Raw genomic sequence first — 16661 nt, forward strand, 5'->3', positions numbered from 1 at the left:
ACGCGCCCGCAGGCGCTCAGATGTGGACCTCGTCGCGCAGATCGTTCCAGATCTGGCGCGACAGTTCGATAAAGCGCGGGGAATAGCGCGATTCCGCCACGTCGCGCGGGCGTGGCAGGTCGATTTCGTACGATGTCTTCACGGTCGCGGGGCCCGACGTCAGCACGAACACCTTGTCCGCGAGCGCGATGGCCTCCTCGATGTCGTGCGTGACGAACACCACCGACGCGCCGTTCACGCTCCACAGATGCAGCAGCTCGTCCTGCATCAGCGTGCGCGTCTGCACGTCGAGCGCCGAGAACGGCTCGTCCATCAGCAGGATCTCGGGCTCGTTGATGAAGGTCTGGGCGAGCGCCACGCGCTTGCGCATGCCGCCGGAGAGCTGGTGCGGATAGTGATGCTCGAAACGCGCGAGGCCGACGCGGCGAATCCACTCCATCGCGCGGTCATACGCCTGCGCCTTGTTCTCGCCGCGATAGAGCGGGCCGGCCGCGACGTTGTCGAGCACGCTCTTCCACGGGAACACCGCGTCGGACTGAAACACGAAGCCGATCCGGCGGTCGATGCCGGTGACGGGCTCGCCCCAGATCCTGACAGCGCCGGCGCTCGGCGTGGCGAGGCCGGTGATCAGGCTGAGCGTGGTGGATTTGCCGCAGCCGGTCGGGCCGACGACGGCGCAGAATTCGCCCTTGGCGACGCGCATGCTGAAATTCTGCAGCGCCATGATCGCCTTGCCTTCGGGGCTGACGAAGCGGCGGCTGACGCGATCGAGTTCGATGGCCGGGACGTCGGCCGGGACGTCGGCTGGCGCGGCGGCGGAATTCGGCATGGTTGCCAGGGAAGCTGGGGCTGTCATGGGGTTGCCACCTTTAGAACCGGGTTGGAATCGACGATGCGCCCGCGACGGCCCGCTGCCGGGCCGCCGCGGCGCGCGCGGTTACTTGACCTGCACGGCGTTGACGAACTCGGTCGTGTAGGTCTTCGCCAGATCGATCTTGTGGCCGGACACGGCCTTGTCGAATGACGACAACACCTTCAGCACGGTCGCGGGGCCCGAATCGGGCATGCGGCCGTCCGGGATGAACGTCACCTTGCCGGCCGCCAGCGCCTTCACGTACATCGCGCGGTCGCCCGCGTAGTAGTCGGCCGGCATCTGCGCGGTGATCTCGTCGGCGCTGTGCGTGTTGATATAGCGCAGCGTCTTGACGAACGCGTTGGCGAGCTTCTGCACCGTCGCCTTGTGCGACTGCACCCAGCCGTTCTCCATGTAGAGGCTCGCGGCCGGGTAGAGGCCGCCGAGCCACTTCTGCGTGCTTTCCGGCGAGCGCAGGTCGACGAGCACCTTCGCGTCACCGCCGTTGACGAGGCGCGACACGGTCGGCTCGGTCGTCATGCCGCCGTCGATCTTGCCCTGCTTGATCGCGGCGATGAACGTGTTGCCGGCACCGACCGGCAGCGACGTCATCTCCGACGTCTTCACGCCGTGCGATACGCCGAGGTACTGCGTGAGAAAGTTGGTCGACGAGCCGAGCCCCGTCACGCCGAGCGTCAGGCCGCGGAAATCGGCGGGCGACTTGACCTTGTCGCCAAGCTTCGTCGAGATCAGCTCGACTTCGCCGGGCGTGTGGCTGAACTGCACGACGGACTGGATGTACTTGCCCTTCGCCTGCAGGTCGATCGTGTGGTCGTAGAAGCCAACGACGCCCTGCACCGCGCCGGCGATCAGCTCGTTCTCGGCATCGACGCCGGCCGCCTCGTTGACGAGCTCGACGTCGAGGCCCTGCTCCTTGAAATAGCCGAGCCGCTCGGCGAGCTTGGCTGGCAGGTAAATCTGCTTTTCCATGCCACCGACCATCAGCGTGATCTTCTCGCCGGCTTGCGCGGCCGGGACCAAGGTGCCGAGTGCCAACGCGCCGAGGGCAATGCGCAGGACAGTGCGTTTCATGGGATGTCTCCTCCTGAGTCGATAGGTGTGGCGTACCGCCTGCCATGCGCTTGCGCCCTTTCGCGGGCGGCGCGCATCGGTTCACGGAACGGTTTCAGTTATACGGAGCAACCTTAAAATCAGGCTGAACGGAAAATGAATCTCTGTTCAGGGACGGGCCAGCGCATGCGCGGCCCGCGGCGGGACGGCCGCGCATGGCGGTCATTTGAGCTTCGCCAGCTCTTCGCGTGCTTCGGCCGCGGTCAGCGGGAAGTACGCCGAATAGCGCACCGGCTCCTGGCCCTCGCGGCTCAGGATGTAGCGCAGGAATGCCTTCACCGGCGGCGCCAGCGGCTGGTTCAGGCGGATGTACATGTAGCGCGTGAGCGGGTACCGGCCGCTTGCCGCGTTCTCCGCGTCGAGCGCCACGAACGGCTCGCCCGCGCCGCGCGCGACCGCCAGCGTCTTGAGGCCGGGGATGCCTTCCTCGAGCCCGCCGAAGCCGATCGCGCCCGGATCGCGGGCGATCGCGCGCGCGGTATCGTCGATCGATCCCTCGTGCACGGCGGCATTCCACGCGCCGCCGTGCAGCACCATGACCTGCATCGACATCGCATTGGGCGCGACGTGCGGCGGCATGTAAATCGTGATCGGACGGTCCGTCCACTCGCCGGTCAGGCCGAGCTGGCCCCAGCGCGTGATGCCCGGGTTGCGCTGCAGGATCGACGCGAGCTGCGCGAGCGTGATGCCGTCGAGCGGGTTGTCCGGATGCACGAAGATCGCCTGTGCTGTAGTCCGTTGTGGCGTGTCGAAGCCGCCGCGTGCGACGCGGATCTCGAGCGGTTCCACGCGATGCCGGACTTGCGCATAGGCAGCCCGCTCGTCCGGCCAAAGCTCGCGGCCCATCGGCGCCATCTCGGTGTCGCCCGCGAGCAGCGCGTGAAAGCCGTTCAGCGTGCCGAGATGCTCCCACCGGCTGCCCTTGCGCACGCCGGCCTGCACCTGCGTGAACGCGTCGATCCACGTATCCATCAGCGACTTCATGCCGTCGCTGCCGATGCTGTCGATCGCGCCGTGCAGGCCGGCCACCGGGCGATAGGCGGGCAGCGCCGCGTCGAGCGGCGGCAAGAAGCCGTCGAGCTTCGCACGTTCCCGCGCGGCGGCCTTTGCATCGAGCGGCGCGAAGCCCTGTTGCGCGGCGACGATCGCCTGCCCGTCGCCGCTCAGCGCGAACGTCAGGAAGGCCTTGATCTTCGGAGGCAGTGGCGCACCGGGACGCCGGTTCACCGCGACATAGGCCGCGTGCCCGTCGAGCGTCGCGACGCGCACGAGCAGCGGCGTCTTCATCATGTCGCCGGCGAACTGGTGCGCATACGGCTGCAGTTCCGTCGGCAACGGTTCGCGCGCGAGCGGCGCGATGTCGGCGTCGCCGAACATCAGCGCGCCGAACGCGGTCGCGCTGCCCGCATGGCGCCAGTGCGGCCCGCGCCGGATGCCCGGCTGACGCTGCTCGAAGGCCGCCAGCCACGCGTCGAGCAGCGGGCCCATCGCGTCGTCGCCGACGCTGTCGAGCGTGCCGCTCAAATGGGCCTGCGGTCGATAGGCCGGCGGGCCGGCAACGCTGTCGGCCGCCTGCGCGACACACGGCGCCGCGAGCGCCAGGCATGCGGCGAGCATGAAGCCGCGACCGGCACCACACGCGCCAGACCGCGCCGAACGCGCGCGCTGCAAGCGGGATGGATGCGGCAGCGGCCACATCGACAGCAATGCGCGCCGCGAGAAGAAATCGGAAGCAAGCACGAGGGTCTCCTGCCGGTGGGGTGAGATCGCGCAACGGCCCGGCTTCCGGTCAGGAACACCGCCCCGCCATCGCGCATGGAGAAAGTCGACCCAACGTTACGGCGCGACGCTGAAGCGAACCTGAACCGATGCTGAATATTCATTCATGCTCGGCGCGGATCTTTCATGAACGAATTTTCAGGATCTCTTCAGACTGCATTCATCCAGCAACACTATCGTTGGACACAACGCATCGGCACGTACCCCGGTTTCCGGGCACTCGCGCCGGCCGCACAATAGCGCGGTAGCCGTACGAGGCTTGCATGAATAAAGGAGGAGACATCACGTGAATCGAATCGAACACCGTTCCGCGGGCGCCCCGCTCGCGTCTTCCGGCCGCCTGCGCCGACTGGCCGCTTCCGCGGCGGCCACGGCCTTCGCGGCGTCCTGGACGATGGCCGCCGCAGCGGCCGACGCGCCGATGGTCGAGTGGGTCGTGCCCGCGCTGAAGACGGCGACCCCGCAGACCAAGGAGCAGGCCGACGAAGGCATGAAGGTCGGCCGCGCGCTGCTCGAGCCGGAAATCCTGCAGCCGCGACTCGACGCCGCGCTGCCCGACTACCGGCCGCGCACCGACGTCAAGCTCTCCGGCACGTTCGCGGGCGCGGCTTCCGACGTGCTGCCGTCGCTCGTCAACCGCTGGATCGAAGGCTTCAGGAAGTACTACCCAGACGTCGACATCCACATTTCCCCGCCGTACGCGGGCAGTCTCGGCGCGAAGGAGCTGGTCAAGGAGAAGCTCGACTTCGTGTTCGTCTCGCGCGAGCTGAAGCCGGACGACGTCACCGACTTCAAGGCCAAGTTCGGCTACGACCCGCTCAGCGTGCCGATCTCCGGTGGCTCGTACCGGCATTTCGGCTTCCTCGACGCGATCGGCTTCTTCGTCAACAAGGACAACCCGATCGAGAAGCTGAGCTATGCGCAGATCGACGCGCTCTACTCGCGCACGCACCTGCGCGGCGGCAAGCCGATCAAGACCTGGGGCGACCTCGGGCTGACCGGCGAGTGGGCCGACAAGCCCGTGCATGTCTATGCGATCAAGCCATGGAACGGCTTCGAGGAGTTCGTCCGGCAGCGCGTGCTGAGCGCCGACGGCAAGCGCGGCGAGTGGCGCGAGGATATCCACTACGACAAGCTGGTGTTCCCGCTCGCGAAGAACGTCGCCGACGATCGCTACGGCATCGGATTCTCGGGAATCGCGTACATCGACGCGCCGGTCAAGATGCTGCCGCTCGGCGCAACGGAAAGCGGCCCGTACGTCGCGCCGACGTACGAGAACGTAGCGCTGGCAACCTACCCGCTGAGCCGCCTGATCTACTTCAACACCAACAAGGCGCCTGGCAAGCCGCTCAATCCGGCCATCGCCGAATTCCTGCACTATGTGTTGAGCAGGCAGGGACAGCAGGCGGTGCTCGACCACGCAATGTACGTGCCGCTGCGCGCGCAGCAGGCCGAAACCTCGCGCGCAATGCTCGCCAACTGACGCCGCACGCCCCATCTTCCGTCCCCCGCCCATCCGGCGCCGCCTGCCCGTCCTGCCGCGCGGCGCCGTCTCCAGGAGTCTTCACATGCACCGCTTTCCCAGAGCCGCCACGGCGGCGTTGTTGCTCGCGCTCGCCTGGTCGGCGCACGCCGACACGCCCGCCGCGCCGTACGCGCAGCAACTCGTCAATACCACACTGTCCGCGCATCCCGAGCTGACGATCCTCGCGCTGCACGTCACGCCGCCGGCCGGCGGCGAGAACGTCATCATCGCGTCGAACATCGGCCGCATCGGCAAGCCGGCCGATGCCGACGACCTCGCCGTGCTCGACAGCGGCCGGCCGCGTGTCGAGGTGACGAAGACCGGCGACCTGTCGGTCGAGTTGCCGATGCGCGACGCCGGAGGCAAGACCATCGGCGTCATCGGCTCGACGTTCCGCTACGCGCCGGGCATCGAACGCGACGCGATCGTGCGCCGCGCCCAGCAGGTGCGCGACGAGCTGGCGGGACGCACGCCGTCGCTCGCGGCGCTGTTCCAGCCGGCGCGATGACACTCCCAGGACGCCCTGGCCGGTTGCGCCCGAAGGGTCGCGCCTGGCCGGCCGCACCTGGCCGGCCGCACCTGGCCGGCCGCACCTAGCCGGCCGCACCTAGCCGGCCGCCTGAAATTTCATTCAGAAATCCTTCAGGTCACGTTTAACTTCGTGGCCCACCATGGTGACAAGGCGGAAAGATCGTCGCGCACACGGCGCGACGGCAACCCCGGCGACAAGCCAAGCCGGCCCGGGCACGCCAACCCGCAACACCTTCATCGCCCCGCAGAGGGCAACCATACGAATCCACCTTGGCTTCGGTTCATTCAGGAGACACTCATGAAACAGACGCAGAAGATCGGCGGGTTGCGCAGGACCGCGGCGGCATCGGCCGCGGCGATGATCGGGCTGGGGATGCTGGGCGCACTGACGTCGCCGCCAGCATTCGCGCTGAAGTACGCGGCGGTGGAGCACCATCTGAAGGTCGATCCGTCGATACCGAACTGGCACCCGGGCGAGGTCCAGTCGGTGCCTGAGGAGGAACTGCGGCTGGTCGGCGCGGACGTGATGGACGAGATCACGCTCGGCTGGATCAAGATGTATCGCAAGGCCTACCCGCACCTGAGCGTCACGATGGAGGCCAAGGCGTCCGGCTCGGGCGGCCCCGCGCTGACCAACGATACGGCGGACCTGGCGCCGGTCGGGCGCGAATTGCTGCCGGCCGAGGAAAAGGCGTTCGTCGACAAGTACGGCTACAAGCCACTCGCGATCCGCGTCGCCACGGGCAGCGTCGGCTCGCTCGGCAAGACCGCGACGTCGGTCATCCTGGTCGACAAGGACAATCCGATCAAGGGCCTGACGATGGCGCAGCTCGACGCGATCTATTCGAAAACGCGCAATCGCGGCCACGCCGACATCAACACATGGGGCGACCTCGGCCTCGGCGGCGAATGGGCCGACCGGCCGATTCACCTGTACGGCCTGAAACCGGTCAACGGCATCGAGTACTTCCTCAGGATCAACCTGCTGGAGGGTGGCGAATACAAGGACAACATCCAGTTCGTGAAGGGCAAGGGCTTCACGCACGCGTTTACGGTGGCCGCCGAAGACATGGCCACGCATCCGGGCGGCCTCACGTATGCGCTGCTCGCGAACGTCACGCCCAACGTGAAAGTCGTGCCGCTGGCGGCCAACCAGGGCGGGCCGTACCTCGCGCCGACGCTGCAGAACGTATACACGCACAAGTATCCGCTCTCGCGCTATGTGTACATCTTCGTCAACAAGAAGCCGGGCGAGCCGCTGCAGTCGAAGATCAAGGAATTCCTGAAGCTGGTGCTGAGCCGGCAGGGCCAGGACGTGGTCGCCAAGGAAGGTGTCTATATCCCGCTGACGCCGGCCGTGGTGAAGGAAGAACTGGCGAAGCTCGACAGCGCGGATTGATCCTTCGACGCGGGTGCGCATCGGCCGCCTGCGTCGTTCGCGCCGGCCTCCTTCCCTACGTGCAGCATCGGCGAGGTTTCAATGAAGTGGTCCACGAGGAATGGCCGCCATGACTGGGTCGGCATCGCGCTCTGCACGGCGGGCGTGCTTTCGCTGTTCATGGCACTTCACGCTGCTTGCGCAGCGACCGGAACCGACCCGAGACCGGTTTCGGATGCGGAATCGGGTTCGCCCGTTGCGTCGCAGAAGCCCCCGCTCCCTCAAGCTGAATTTGCATTCAGATCGCGTTAACGCTCGTTCAAGGTGACGCCCCTACACTCGATTTCACCTGCTTCGACAACGCCCGCCGGGCCAAGAGAGGAGACACATGAAGACCCTGACCAAGACCTTGATCGCCGCGACGCTCGGCGTGATGACGGCATCCGTGCTGTATGCCGCCGACCCCGCACCGCACCCGCGGAACTGGACGCCGCCGACGGCGAAGATCTATGCGCAGAAGCTGTCCGAGCAGATCATGAGCCAGCATCCCGAGCTCCTCAGCGTGACGTTTCACGGTGTCCCGCCGGGCATGACCGAGAACTACACGATGTTCGCGGGCTCCTACCTCGACCGGATCGGCAATGCCGACGACCCGGACGACATCGACATCTCGAAGAAAGGCATCACGATCGTCGACCCGCGCTGGCACCGCCCCAACGATACCGTCAAGAAGTTCGTGATGATGCTGCCGCTGCGCGACGTGAACGGCCAGAACGTCGGCGAGATCGTGCTCGCGTACAAGAACGACGGCGCGAATGCGAAGGGCGAGAAGGCCTTCTTCCTGGCGTCGACGGCGCTGCGCGATGCGCTGCAGAAACAGATCCCGACCTACGGCGCGTTGTTCGAGCCCGCGAAGTAAGCCACGCTCGGTCCGCCGTGTGCATACGAGGCATCCCTCCCGCGTGACGGAGTGGATGCCTCCCTCACCGATTCACCCCCTGTTCAGGAGGCTGAACATGCGTTTGCGAATTTCCGCGATCGTGGGGCTGACGACGTTCGCAGTCGCGGCCCTGTGCGCGACGGTGCTGCCGGCCGCCGATGCCGCGACACTCGCGGCCGACGCCGCCGGCGCGGCGGGCGAGCCGTTGCGGCTGATCGGCAGCACGGCGTTGCCCGACTACAAAGGCGATTTCGACCATTTCGCCGCCGACGTCGCCGGCGGGCGGCTGTTCCTCGCTGGCGAGGACGGCGGCACGCTCGAAGTGTTCGACCTTGGCAGCGGCAAGCATCTGCGCACGGTCAAGGGCTTCGACCAGCCGCACGCGATCCTGTACCTGCCGGACCTGAACCGGCTGATCGTCACGGACAGCGGCGCCGGCATGACGCGCATCGTCGACGGCGCGAGCTATCGCATCACTGGCTCGATCCCGCTCACCGTCGGCGCGGACTCGATGCGCTACGATCCGTCGCGCCGCCACATGTACATCGTCACCGGCGGCAAGAACGCGGAACCGAAGATGCAGCAGACCGTGGTGTCGGAGGTCGATCCGCGCACCGGACGCCACGTCGGCGACGTGACGTTCGACACCGACTTCACCGAGGCGATGGCGGCCGAGCAGCACGGCCACCGCCTGTTCGTCAACGTGACGGGCAAGAGCACGCTGGCCGTCGTCGACAAGGCGACGCGCGACGTGATCGCCCGCTGGCCGGTCCAGGGCGCCGAGCTGAATGCACCGATCGCGTTCGACGAGGTGCATCAACGGCTGTTCGTCGGCACACGCAAGCCGTTCAAGCTGCTGGTGCTCGATGCCACCAACGGCAACACGCTGGCGTCTTTTGATGCACCGCAGCGCACAAACGAAGTAATCTTCGACGAAGTCAACCGCCGCATCTACATGGCCGGCGACGATTACCTTGGCGTGATCCAGCAGAAGGATGCGGACCACTATGAGGAGATCGCGCGCGTGCCGACGGCCAAGGGTGCCAAAACCGCGATTCTCGTGCCTGCGCGCAGGTGCCTCTATGTTGCGGTCTCGCCTGGCGATTCAGGCGGCGGCGGAAAAATGCTGCGCTTCGATGTGTTACCGAATGGGAGCGTGAAGACGGTTGCCGGGAAGTAGATGCTCGCTGCGTGTCATGTTGCGTCGGGTTGGAGACTCTCGACCCCTACAAATTGGCGAGAAGACAGAAAAAAGCGATGCGATTCCCTGTCGGATCGCCTTTCTGTCTGATCGACATACGCCAGGTCGGGCGCGGTTTCCTGCTAGGCAATTTTGTAGCTGAATGATGCTGTAGTGACAGTTTAATTTCTGTTACTGCACGAGGAAAACCGACCCTTGCCGGAAGATCCACCGGGGTAAATCCGCCCTGACACCGGACGCAGCATGCAACGTGGCTCACATGTGCGCGACGATTGCGACGAAATTGACAATCGATGGATGTCAGTGCGGCCTCCCCTGGACTCGGGCCACAAATCGCACGCGCTTCGCACCCGCGCTGAGCGGGCTCGCGCTCGCACCTCCTTCCGTGGCTAGACGGCGCCCCCTTGCATGCCGGCCCGCACCGATACGGCATCGAGCCCCCCGTCGCGCCATGCGACGTTTTGACGCTCAATTTCCAGCTTCGCCTGCCGTTAACGGAGAACGAGTTACGGCGTATTGTCCGTCGTCGCCAGCCAGGCGAAATCGCTACACGCGCATCAGCCAGACCGGCGGCGCCGCCGAAATGCCTCGATGGTCGTGACGCAACGCATTCCCCCGCGCTTGCCCCGATCGGCACCCTGCCGATCCGAATCGTGCGCGCGCGGCGCAACCGCTCCCGCATATGCGTGCCGCGGACGAATGCGGGAACGGCGGCACATGCGCCAGCCATCCGCGTGCGGCGTTTCGCCGGTGCATCGGACAGACGCACGCTGCAACGGTTCACCGCCTTGGGTCCGAGTATATGTATACGACGAGCAATTACGCTATTCCCATTTCCCGTCTGATCGCGCGCCCGATGCTGACGTGCACGCCCACCATGCCCGTGCGCGAAGTTGCACGGCGCATCTTCGCCGAGCGCTGCAGTTCGATCGTCGTGATGGACGGCGGCAAGGCCGTCGGTATCTGGACTGAACAGGACGCGTTGGCCGTCGGCGAGGACGCTCGTTCACTCGAACGCCCGATCAGCACCGCAATGAGCGCGCCGCTGCTCACGCTGGATGCGGACACGTCGCTCGGCGAAGCGGCGGTCCGCTTCAAGCAGTCGGGCATCCGCCACTTCGGCATCGTCAGGGACTGCGCGTGCATCGGCGTGCTGACCCAAACCGACGTGGTCGTGAACCAGGGCGCCGAGTTTTTTCTGCGCTTGAGGCCGTTGGAGTCGGTTAACTTGCGCCCTCCCGTTGTTGTGCCGGCTGATCTTTCGCTGCACGATACGATCGCGCGGATGCGGACACAGAAGCTCGATGCGCTCGTCGTTGCATATGCGGACGGCGAGCACGGCATCCTGACCGAGCGAGACGTGGTACGCCTGATCGCAAACGAAGCGCTCGGCGGCTTGGTCGGCGATCATGCGAGCCGCCCCCTGCAGGTGCTCGCGGCGACCCAGAGCCTATATGCCGCGCAGCGCTTCATGCTGCAGCAGCATATCCGGCATGTCGGCGTGCGCGACCGCGAAGGCCGCCTGACCAGGTTGCTGAGCTTTACGGACATCCTGCAGAACATCGAAGAGGAGTACGTCAATGAACTGGAGAGTGCGCTGCGCGAGCGCGACGAAGCGCTCGGCCGTGCGCGCTTCAGCCTGCGCATGGCGGATCGCGTATTCGAATCGGCGCTCGAAGGAATCATGGTGACCGACCGGAATGCGAGGATCGAACGCGTCAATCAGGCATTCACGCGCCTCACCGGCTATACGGAGGAGGAAGTCCTCGGGCGCAACCCGAGCCTGCTCAACTCGGGACGTCAGGACCCAACGTTCTACAAGGACCTGTGGCACTCGCTCGCGACAGACGGACACTGGCGAGGCGAGATCTGGAACCGCCGCAAGAACGGCGAACTCTACCTCGAGTACCTGACCATCACGAGCATTCGCGATAACGAAGGCAACATCTCGCACTACGCAGGCATCTTCGCCGACATCACCCAGCGACGCCAGAACGAAGAGCGGCTGCGCTATCTCGCGACGCACGACGTGCTTACCGGGCTCGCGAACCGCGCGCTGTTCGAGGAGCGGCTCGAGCGAGCAATTGTCCACGCGAGCCGAAGCGGACGCAAAGTCGCCGTGATGTATCTCGATCTGGATCGGTTCAAGCTCGTCAACGACACGCTCGGCCACAACGCCGGCGACGAAGTTCTGAAAGCGGTGGCCGAGCGGCTGCTGGCCGGCCTGCGCGCGAGCGACACCGTCGCGCGGCTCGGCGGCGACGAGTTCGCAATCGTGCTCGAGGAATTCACCGATGTCCGCGACATCGGCCACTTGGCGCAGAAGCTGCTCGACCTGGTGGGGCAGGCAATCAGCCTCGACAGCCGCGAGATTTTTACCACGCCGAGCATCGGCATCAGCATTTATCCGGACGACGCTACGCAGGCCGTGCAACTGATGATGCTCGCCGATCAGGCGATGTATGGCGCGAAAAGCCGTGGACGCAACGTGTTCCAGTTCTTCGAGGGCAAGATGACGTCGTCGGCGATGGCGCAGCTCGAGATGCTCGGCGAACTTCACCGCGCGCTCGATCAAAATGAATTCTGCCTCTTTTACCAGCCACAGTATGACCTTTCGGACGGCCGCATTGTCGGCGTCGAAGCCCTGCTGCGCTGGGATCACCCGCACCGCGGACTCATCTCGCCGGGCGAATTCATCTCCCTTGCCGAGCAGTTCGCGCTGATCGTGCCGCTCGGCCGCTGGGTCCTGCGCGAGGCATGCCAGCAGGCGCGCCGCTGGCTCGATGCAGGCCTGGAGTTTGGCCGCGTCGCGGTAAACCTGTCGGCGCGGCAGTGCTTCATCGACGGGTTCCTGTCCGACTTGACGGCGATCCTCAGCGAGACCGCGTTGCCGCCGGAGCGGCTGCAGCTCGAACTCCTGGAAAGCATGGCAATGAATTCGCGTGAAGAGATCGGAACGCTACTACGGGAGCTGGCGGCACGGCGCGTGAGCCTCGCGATCGACGACTTTGGCACAGGCTACTCGTCACTCGCGTACCTGAAGGACCTGCCGGTCGACAAGTTGAAGATCGACCGGTCGTTTCTCAGCGGCAACGACGCGCACACGCCGGACCGCGCGATCATTCGCGCGATCGTGGCCATGGGACGCGCGCTCGGCCTCGACGTGGTGATGGAAGGCGTGGAGACGACGGAGCAACTCGCGTTTCTGCGGGAGGCGGGTTGCCACCAGGGGCAAGGCTATCTGCTGGCGAGACCGCAGCCTGCGGAACGGCTGACCGAGCTCATGCTCGACGATTGCGACGCATTCATCCAACAGCCGGATTGATCGTGTGCATCACTGACGATGAGGAATTTGCCGTAGACAGGCCTCGGCACATCGACGAAAGGCAATCGGTGAGCCGCATTCAGCAACTCGCCAACGCGTGGATGCTGGCAATCAACTCCCGATCCAGATCGTCATGCGCCCCCTTGCGGAAGATCAGAAGGTCACTCAGCGACGCCGACAGTTTCTGAGCAGCATGATGTGCTGCGAGAAGATTGCGCTGATACGCCGCTCTGCACCGCAAAGCATTTCTGAGCTACAGATCCAGCCGGCGGAAATACCCGGTCAATTCAAGGTACCCCCGCCCAAGCTTCTTTCCGGCGCGCGCGTCAGTTCCGCTTGTTCCTTCAATCGCGCTTGCCGCCCCCCGGGCATGCACCCGATTCGGCGCTTCGAATGCAGTCACCGCTCCCTCCCAGTACACCGCTCCCGTACTCGCACGACTGTCGAGCTCCTGATCGTCCATCAACGGCGTGAGCAGCAGCCGCACCTCACCCGCATCGACGCGCATTGCAACCGGATAGCGTGTTTCCGTATGCGGCGAGCGCCACCAGCGCAGCGGCGTGAAGCGGACGTTCTCCGGCGATAACGCGCGGGTATTACCATTCGCGTCCCGCAGCGTGCCGCCCGCCCAGAACTTGCGGCCCGCCTTGTCGCGAATCACGAACGCCATCACCGCGCCGCCGTCATCGAGATCGATGCCGATCCAGTCCCAGCCGACAGCGTTGTCATCCAGCAGCGCCGACGACCATTCGTGGTCGAGCCATGCGTGACCGCGCACGGGCTCCGCCCGGCCGTTGGCCTTGTCCCGGCGAAACAAGGTGCCGCTCACGTGCAGCCACGGCTCACTATAGTAGTAGCTCGCCTCGTTCGCGAGCGGGCCTTTACGGCTGTAGCCCGATATGCCGTTGAGCAGCACCGGATGCGCCGGGCGCATCGTGAGCGCGAACGTGAAATCGGGCGCGGCGACACGGGCACCGTAATGTCCGTTGGCGTCACGCCGAAACGACCAATCTCCGACGTGCACGTCGGTATCCGCTTCGCTCGCTTCGGCGAGGCCGAAACCGCTGCGCGCGGCGCGCTGGGCGTGCTGCAATCTGCCCACCTGAGTATCGCTTAGTGCGACATTCGCAAACAGCAACTGCGACGGAGCGAACCGGCTTGGGTTCGCATCGTCCAGGGCGGGCCGCGAACGAAAGAACGTCACCTGAAAACCCAGTGCGGGACTCGTATCGGTTTGCAGCCAGCCGGTCGCATACCACCATTCGGTCCGATAGCGCGAATGCGCGCCGTAGTCGCGTGGAAACTCGAGCGCGTGTCCGTTCACCACTTGAGGATAGTCCGGTGTGCCGGCCGACGCGCGGGAGCCAAGCGCCAGCGCCGCAGGAACGAGCAGAAACGTGCGCCGGTTCATTGCATCACCAGTCGTCGCGCACGGCACGCACCGCGTCCACCAGCATGGCCGCGCGAGCGCTCCATAGTGCGGTGAGCGCGGCGGCGCAGATGACTGCCGACGCAAGTGCAACCAGCAGTCCCCATGGCATATGCAGGCTCATGGTCCAGTGAAACGACTGCGGATTGACCACATACACGAGCACCGCCGCGATCACCGATCCCAGCAGCAAACCGGACAGCACGCCAAGCAGGGCGAGGAGCGCGCCTTCGAGCGCAAGCATCGCGGCGATCTGACGGCGCGTGACGCCGATGTGTCTCAGCATGCCGAACTCTCTGGCGCGCGCCAGCGCCTGCGCGCTGAAGCTCGCGCCGATGCCGGACAGGCCGATCAACACCGCGACCGCTTCCAGCAGATAGGTGACAGCGAAGCTCCGATCGAAGATCTTGAGGGTTACCGCGCGAATCTCGCCGGGCTCGGCGAACGCGAGCTGCTGTCCGCCGGCGATGCGCGCGCGCAGACGCGTCATCGCCTGTGATGGCGTGACGCCTGACGCGAGCCACAACGCCGCATCGGTGACACGCATATCATGCGTGAGCCGCCGATAGTCGCGCTCGTCGATCACCACCGCGCCAAACTGGCGTGCGTAGTCGCGCCATATGCCGGCCACCGTGAACGTGACGCGTTGGCCGGCGACCGGCAATGCCACGGTCTGCCCAGGATGCAGGCCGTACAGATCGGTCATCGCCTCGCTGACCCACACCGGCGGAGGTTCACCATCGCGCGGCATGACAGGCCCGCTTACGAGCGGCAAGCGTGCGCCGGGATTGCGGGGGTCGATCGGCCGTGCAATCAGGCTGACTGGCGGCAGGCGCGGGTCGGGCGAAATCTGCGTCGCGCGCAGAAATTCGGCGCGCTCGATGCCGGGTGTCGCCACGATCGCAGCCTGATCGTTTGCGGACAGGTACGCGCTGTCGCCGCCTGGCGATGCGCGCAGGTAAAGCGGCGCGGGCAGCAGCACTTGCAGCCAGTCGTCCACCGCAATGCGAAAGCTCGACACCATGATCGTCATTGCCGCCATCAGACTGAAGCTCACGACGATGCCGGCCAGCCCGATCGCCGCGCGACCGGGCGCGTGAGCTAGCTGGGCGAGGGCCAACTGCGGCAGTGCACGTTGTGAAGGTAGCAGCGCGTCGAACACGGCACGGGCGGCAAAGGGCATTGCAAGAATGCCGCCGAGCAGCAGCAACGCGATCGCCATGTAGCCGAACACCGGCAATCCGCCGACAGGCGGCAGCTGCGTCAGCGCGAGACCCGCGCCGACTGCGCATAGTGCGCTCGTCCAGGCCCACGATGCGTGCAGGCGTTTGAGCGGCTTTTCTTCATCGCCTGCTCTCAGCGCCTGCGCGGGCTGCGCGCGCGCGGCTTCGATTGCCGGCGCGGCACTGCCGAGCAGCGCCGCGCACAGGCCGAGCGCGAAGAACATCGACGCGGCCCCCGGGGTGAAGTGCACCGCCGGCTGCACGCCTTCGAAATAGCCGCCGCCGAGATCGCCGCCGGCAAAACGCAGCACGGCTGCGGCAAGTGCGAAGCCGAGCGCGATACCCAGCAGCGCGCCGAGCGCGCCCTGTACGGCGCCCTCGGCGACGACGAGACCGAGCACGCCACGGCGTGTCACGCCGAGCGCGCGCAGCAACGCGAACTGCGTGCGCTGCCGCAGCACGGCGAGCGCCTGCATCGTGAAGACGAGAAACGCACCCGTGAACAGCGCGACCAATGCCAGCACGTTCAGGTTCGCGCGATATGCGCGTGACAGCTGTGACGTGCGGCGCGCATTGTCGAGCGGCGTTACCGCAGCGACGCCGGCCGGCAGAAGCTGGACGACCGAGCGTTTGAACGCGTCGACGTCGACACCCTGCCTGAGCTTGATGTCGATCCTCTGCAACGTGCCGAGCCGCTGCAAATGCCACTGCGCCGCGCCGATATCCATCACGCCGACGCGCACGGCCTCGCCCGTTGCAGGCAGCGCGCCGGCTATGCGCAACACGACGGATTGAAGCCCGACCTGCACCACAAGGCGTTCGCCCGGCCGCAGGCCGGTCCATGCCATTGCCGCCGGCGACAGGAACACCGCATCCGGGTCCAGCAGGTCGAGCCTGCCGGCACCTGCGTCCCCGCTTCGTCCGACCAGATTCGGCGTCACGAAGCCAGCACGAAAGACATCGATTCCGAGCAGCTTCAACGGTGTCCTGCGGCCCGCCACCGGCGCATCGACCTCGACGACAGGGCTTGCCATCGCGATGTCCGGCAGGCGCGCGATGGCTGGGTACAGCGCTTCGTCGAAGCCTGCGCGCGGGCCGCGAATCTCGACGTCGGCATTGCCCATCAGCGAATTGACCGTCGATGACAGTTCGGTGAGCGCCGCGCGGTTGATTAGATCGACCGCGTAGCCCATCGCGACGCCGACTGCGATCGCAAGCATCGCCACCAATGCCCGCAACGGGTGGCGGCGCGTCTCGCCGAAGACGAGCACGGTCCCGTATGCACCGGGTCCGGCGAATCGTCTGCGTGAACGAATGGCTGGCACGGCTTGCGGGGCACGCATCGC

Annotated in this window: 11 protein-coding genes; 6 read left to right on the plus strand and 5 right to left on the minus strand. The window is 66.0% G+C overall.

Annotated elements, in window-relative coordinates; genetic code table 11:
• Positions 1-16 precede the first annotated feature (16 nt).
• The 3 genes from ACV22Z_RS21865 to ACV22Z_RS21875 all read right to left on the minus strand — a co-directional run bounded on the left by ACV22Z_RS21865 (position 17) and on the right by ACV22Z_RS21875 (position 3724).
• Positions 17-829 (minus strand): ABC transporter ATP-binding protein, encoded by an 813-nt coding sequence (locus ACV22Z_RS21865; RefSeq protein WP_448078493.1) that lies wholly within the window; start codon positions 827-829, stop codon positions 17-19.
• A gap of 108 nt (positions 830-937) precedes the next feature.
• The gene (locus tag ACV22Z_RS21870) at positions 938-1945 is read right to left on the minus strand and encodes an ABC transporter substrate-binding protein (protein ID WP_448078364.1); all 1008 of its coding nucleotides are present in this window, start codon (positions 1943-1945) and stop codon (positions 938-940) included.
• 201 nt (positions 1946-2146) lie between these two features.
• A complete protein-coding gene (locus ACV22Z_RS21875; protein ID WP_448078365.1) occupies positions 2147-3724 on the minus strand; it encodes a substrate-binding domain-containing protein in 1578 nt (525 codons plus the stop codon).
• Positions 3725-4049: 325 nt separating this feature from the next.
• Here ACV22Z_RS21875 and ACV22Z_RS21880 point away from each other — a divergent pair, with 325 nt between their 5' ends.
• The 6 genes from ACV22Z_RS21880 to ACV22Z_RS21905 all read left to right on the plus strand — a co-directional run bounded on the left by ACV22Z_RS21880 (position 4050) and on the right by ACV22Z_RS21905 (position 12663).
• Complete coding sequence (locus ACV22Z_RS21880; protein ID WP_448078366.1) at positions 4050-5246, plus strand: PstS family phosphate ABC transporter substrate-binding protein; 1197 nt, start codon at positions 4050-4052, stop codon at positions 5244-5246.
• 85 nt (positions 5247-5331) lie between these two features.
• Entirely contained in the window at positions 5332-5796 is a 465-nt protein-coding gene (locus tag ACV22Z_RS21885; RefSeq protein WP_448078367.1) for a hypothetical protein, read from the plus strand.
• A gap of 321 nt (positions 5797-6117) precedes the next feature.
• Entirely contained in the window at positions 6118-7218 is a 1101-nt protein-coding gene (locus tag ACV22Z_RS21890; RefSeq protein ID WP_448078368.1) for a PstS family phosphate ABC transporter substrate-binding protein, read from the plus strand.
• Positions 7219-7585: 367 nt separating this feature from the next.
• Positions 7586-8116 carry a hypothetical protein gene (locus tag ACV22Z_RS21895; RefSeq protein ID WP_448078369.1) on the plus strand — a complete coding sequence of 177 codons (531 nt, stop codon included), beginning with the start codon at positions 7586-7588 and terminating at the stop codon, positions 8114-8116.
• A 97-nt stretch (positions 8117-8213) separates the two neighbouring features.
• A complete protein-coding gene (locus tag ACV22Z_RS21900) occupies positions 8214-9317 on the plus strand; it encodes a YncE family protein (protein ID WP_448078370.1) in 1104 nt (367 codons plus the stop codon).
• 823 nt (positions 9318-10140) lie between these two features.
• Entirely contained in the window at positions 10141-12663 is a 2523-nt protein-coding gene (locus ACV22Z_RS21905; RefSeq protein ID WP_448078494.1) for an EAL domain-containing protein, read from the plus strand.
• Between the two features lie 253 nt (positions 12664-12916).
• On the opposite strand, the gene ACV22Z_RS21910 is transcribed toward ACV22Z_RS21905, so the two are convergent.
• Both ACV22Z_RS21910 and ACV22Z_RS21915 read right to left on the minus strand, forming a co-directional pair.
• The gene (locus tag ACV22Z_RS21910; protein WP_448078371.1) at positions 12917-14074 is read right to left on the minus strand and encodes a lipocalin-like domain-containing protein; all 1158 of its coding nucleotides are present in this window, start codon (positions 14072-14074) and stop codon (positions 12917-12919) included.
• A 4-nt stretch (positions 14075-14078) separates the two neighbouring features.
• Entirely contained in the window at positions 14079-16658 is a 2580-nt protein-coding gene (locus tag ACV22Z_RS21915) for an FtsX-like permease family protein (RefSeq protein WP_448078372.1), read from the minus strand.
• Positions 16659-16661: the final 3 nt, after the last annotated feature.

Source organism: Burkholderia sp. PU8-34, from assembly GCF_053427725.1.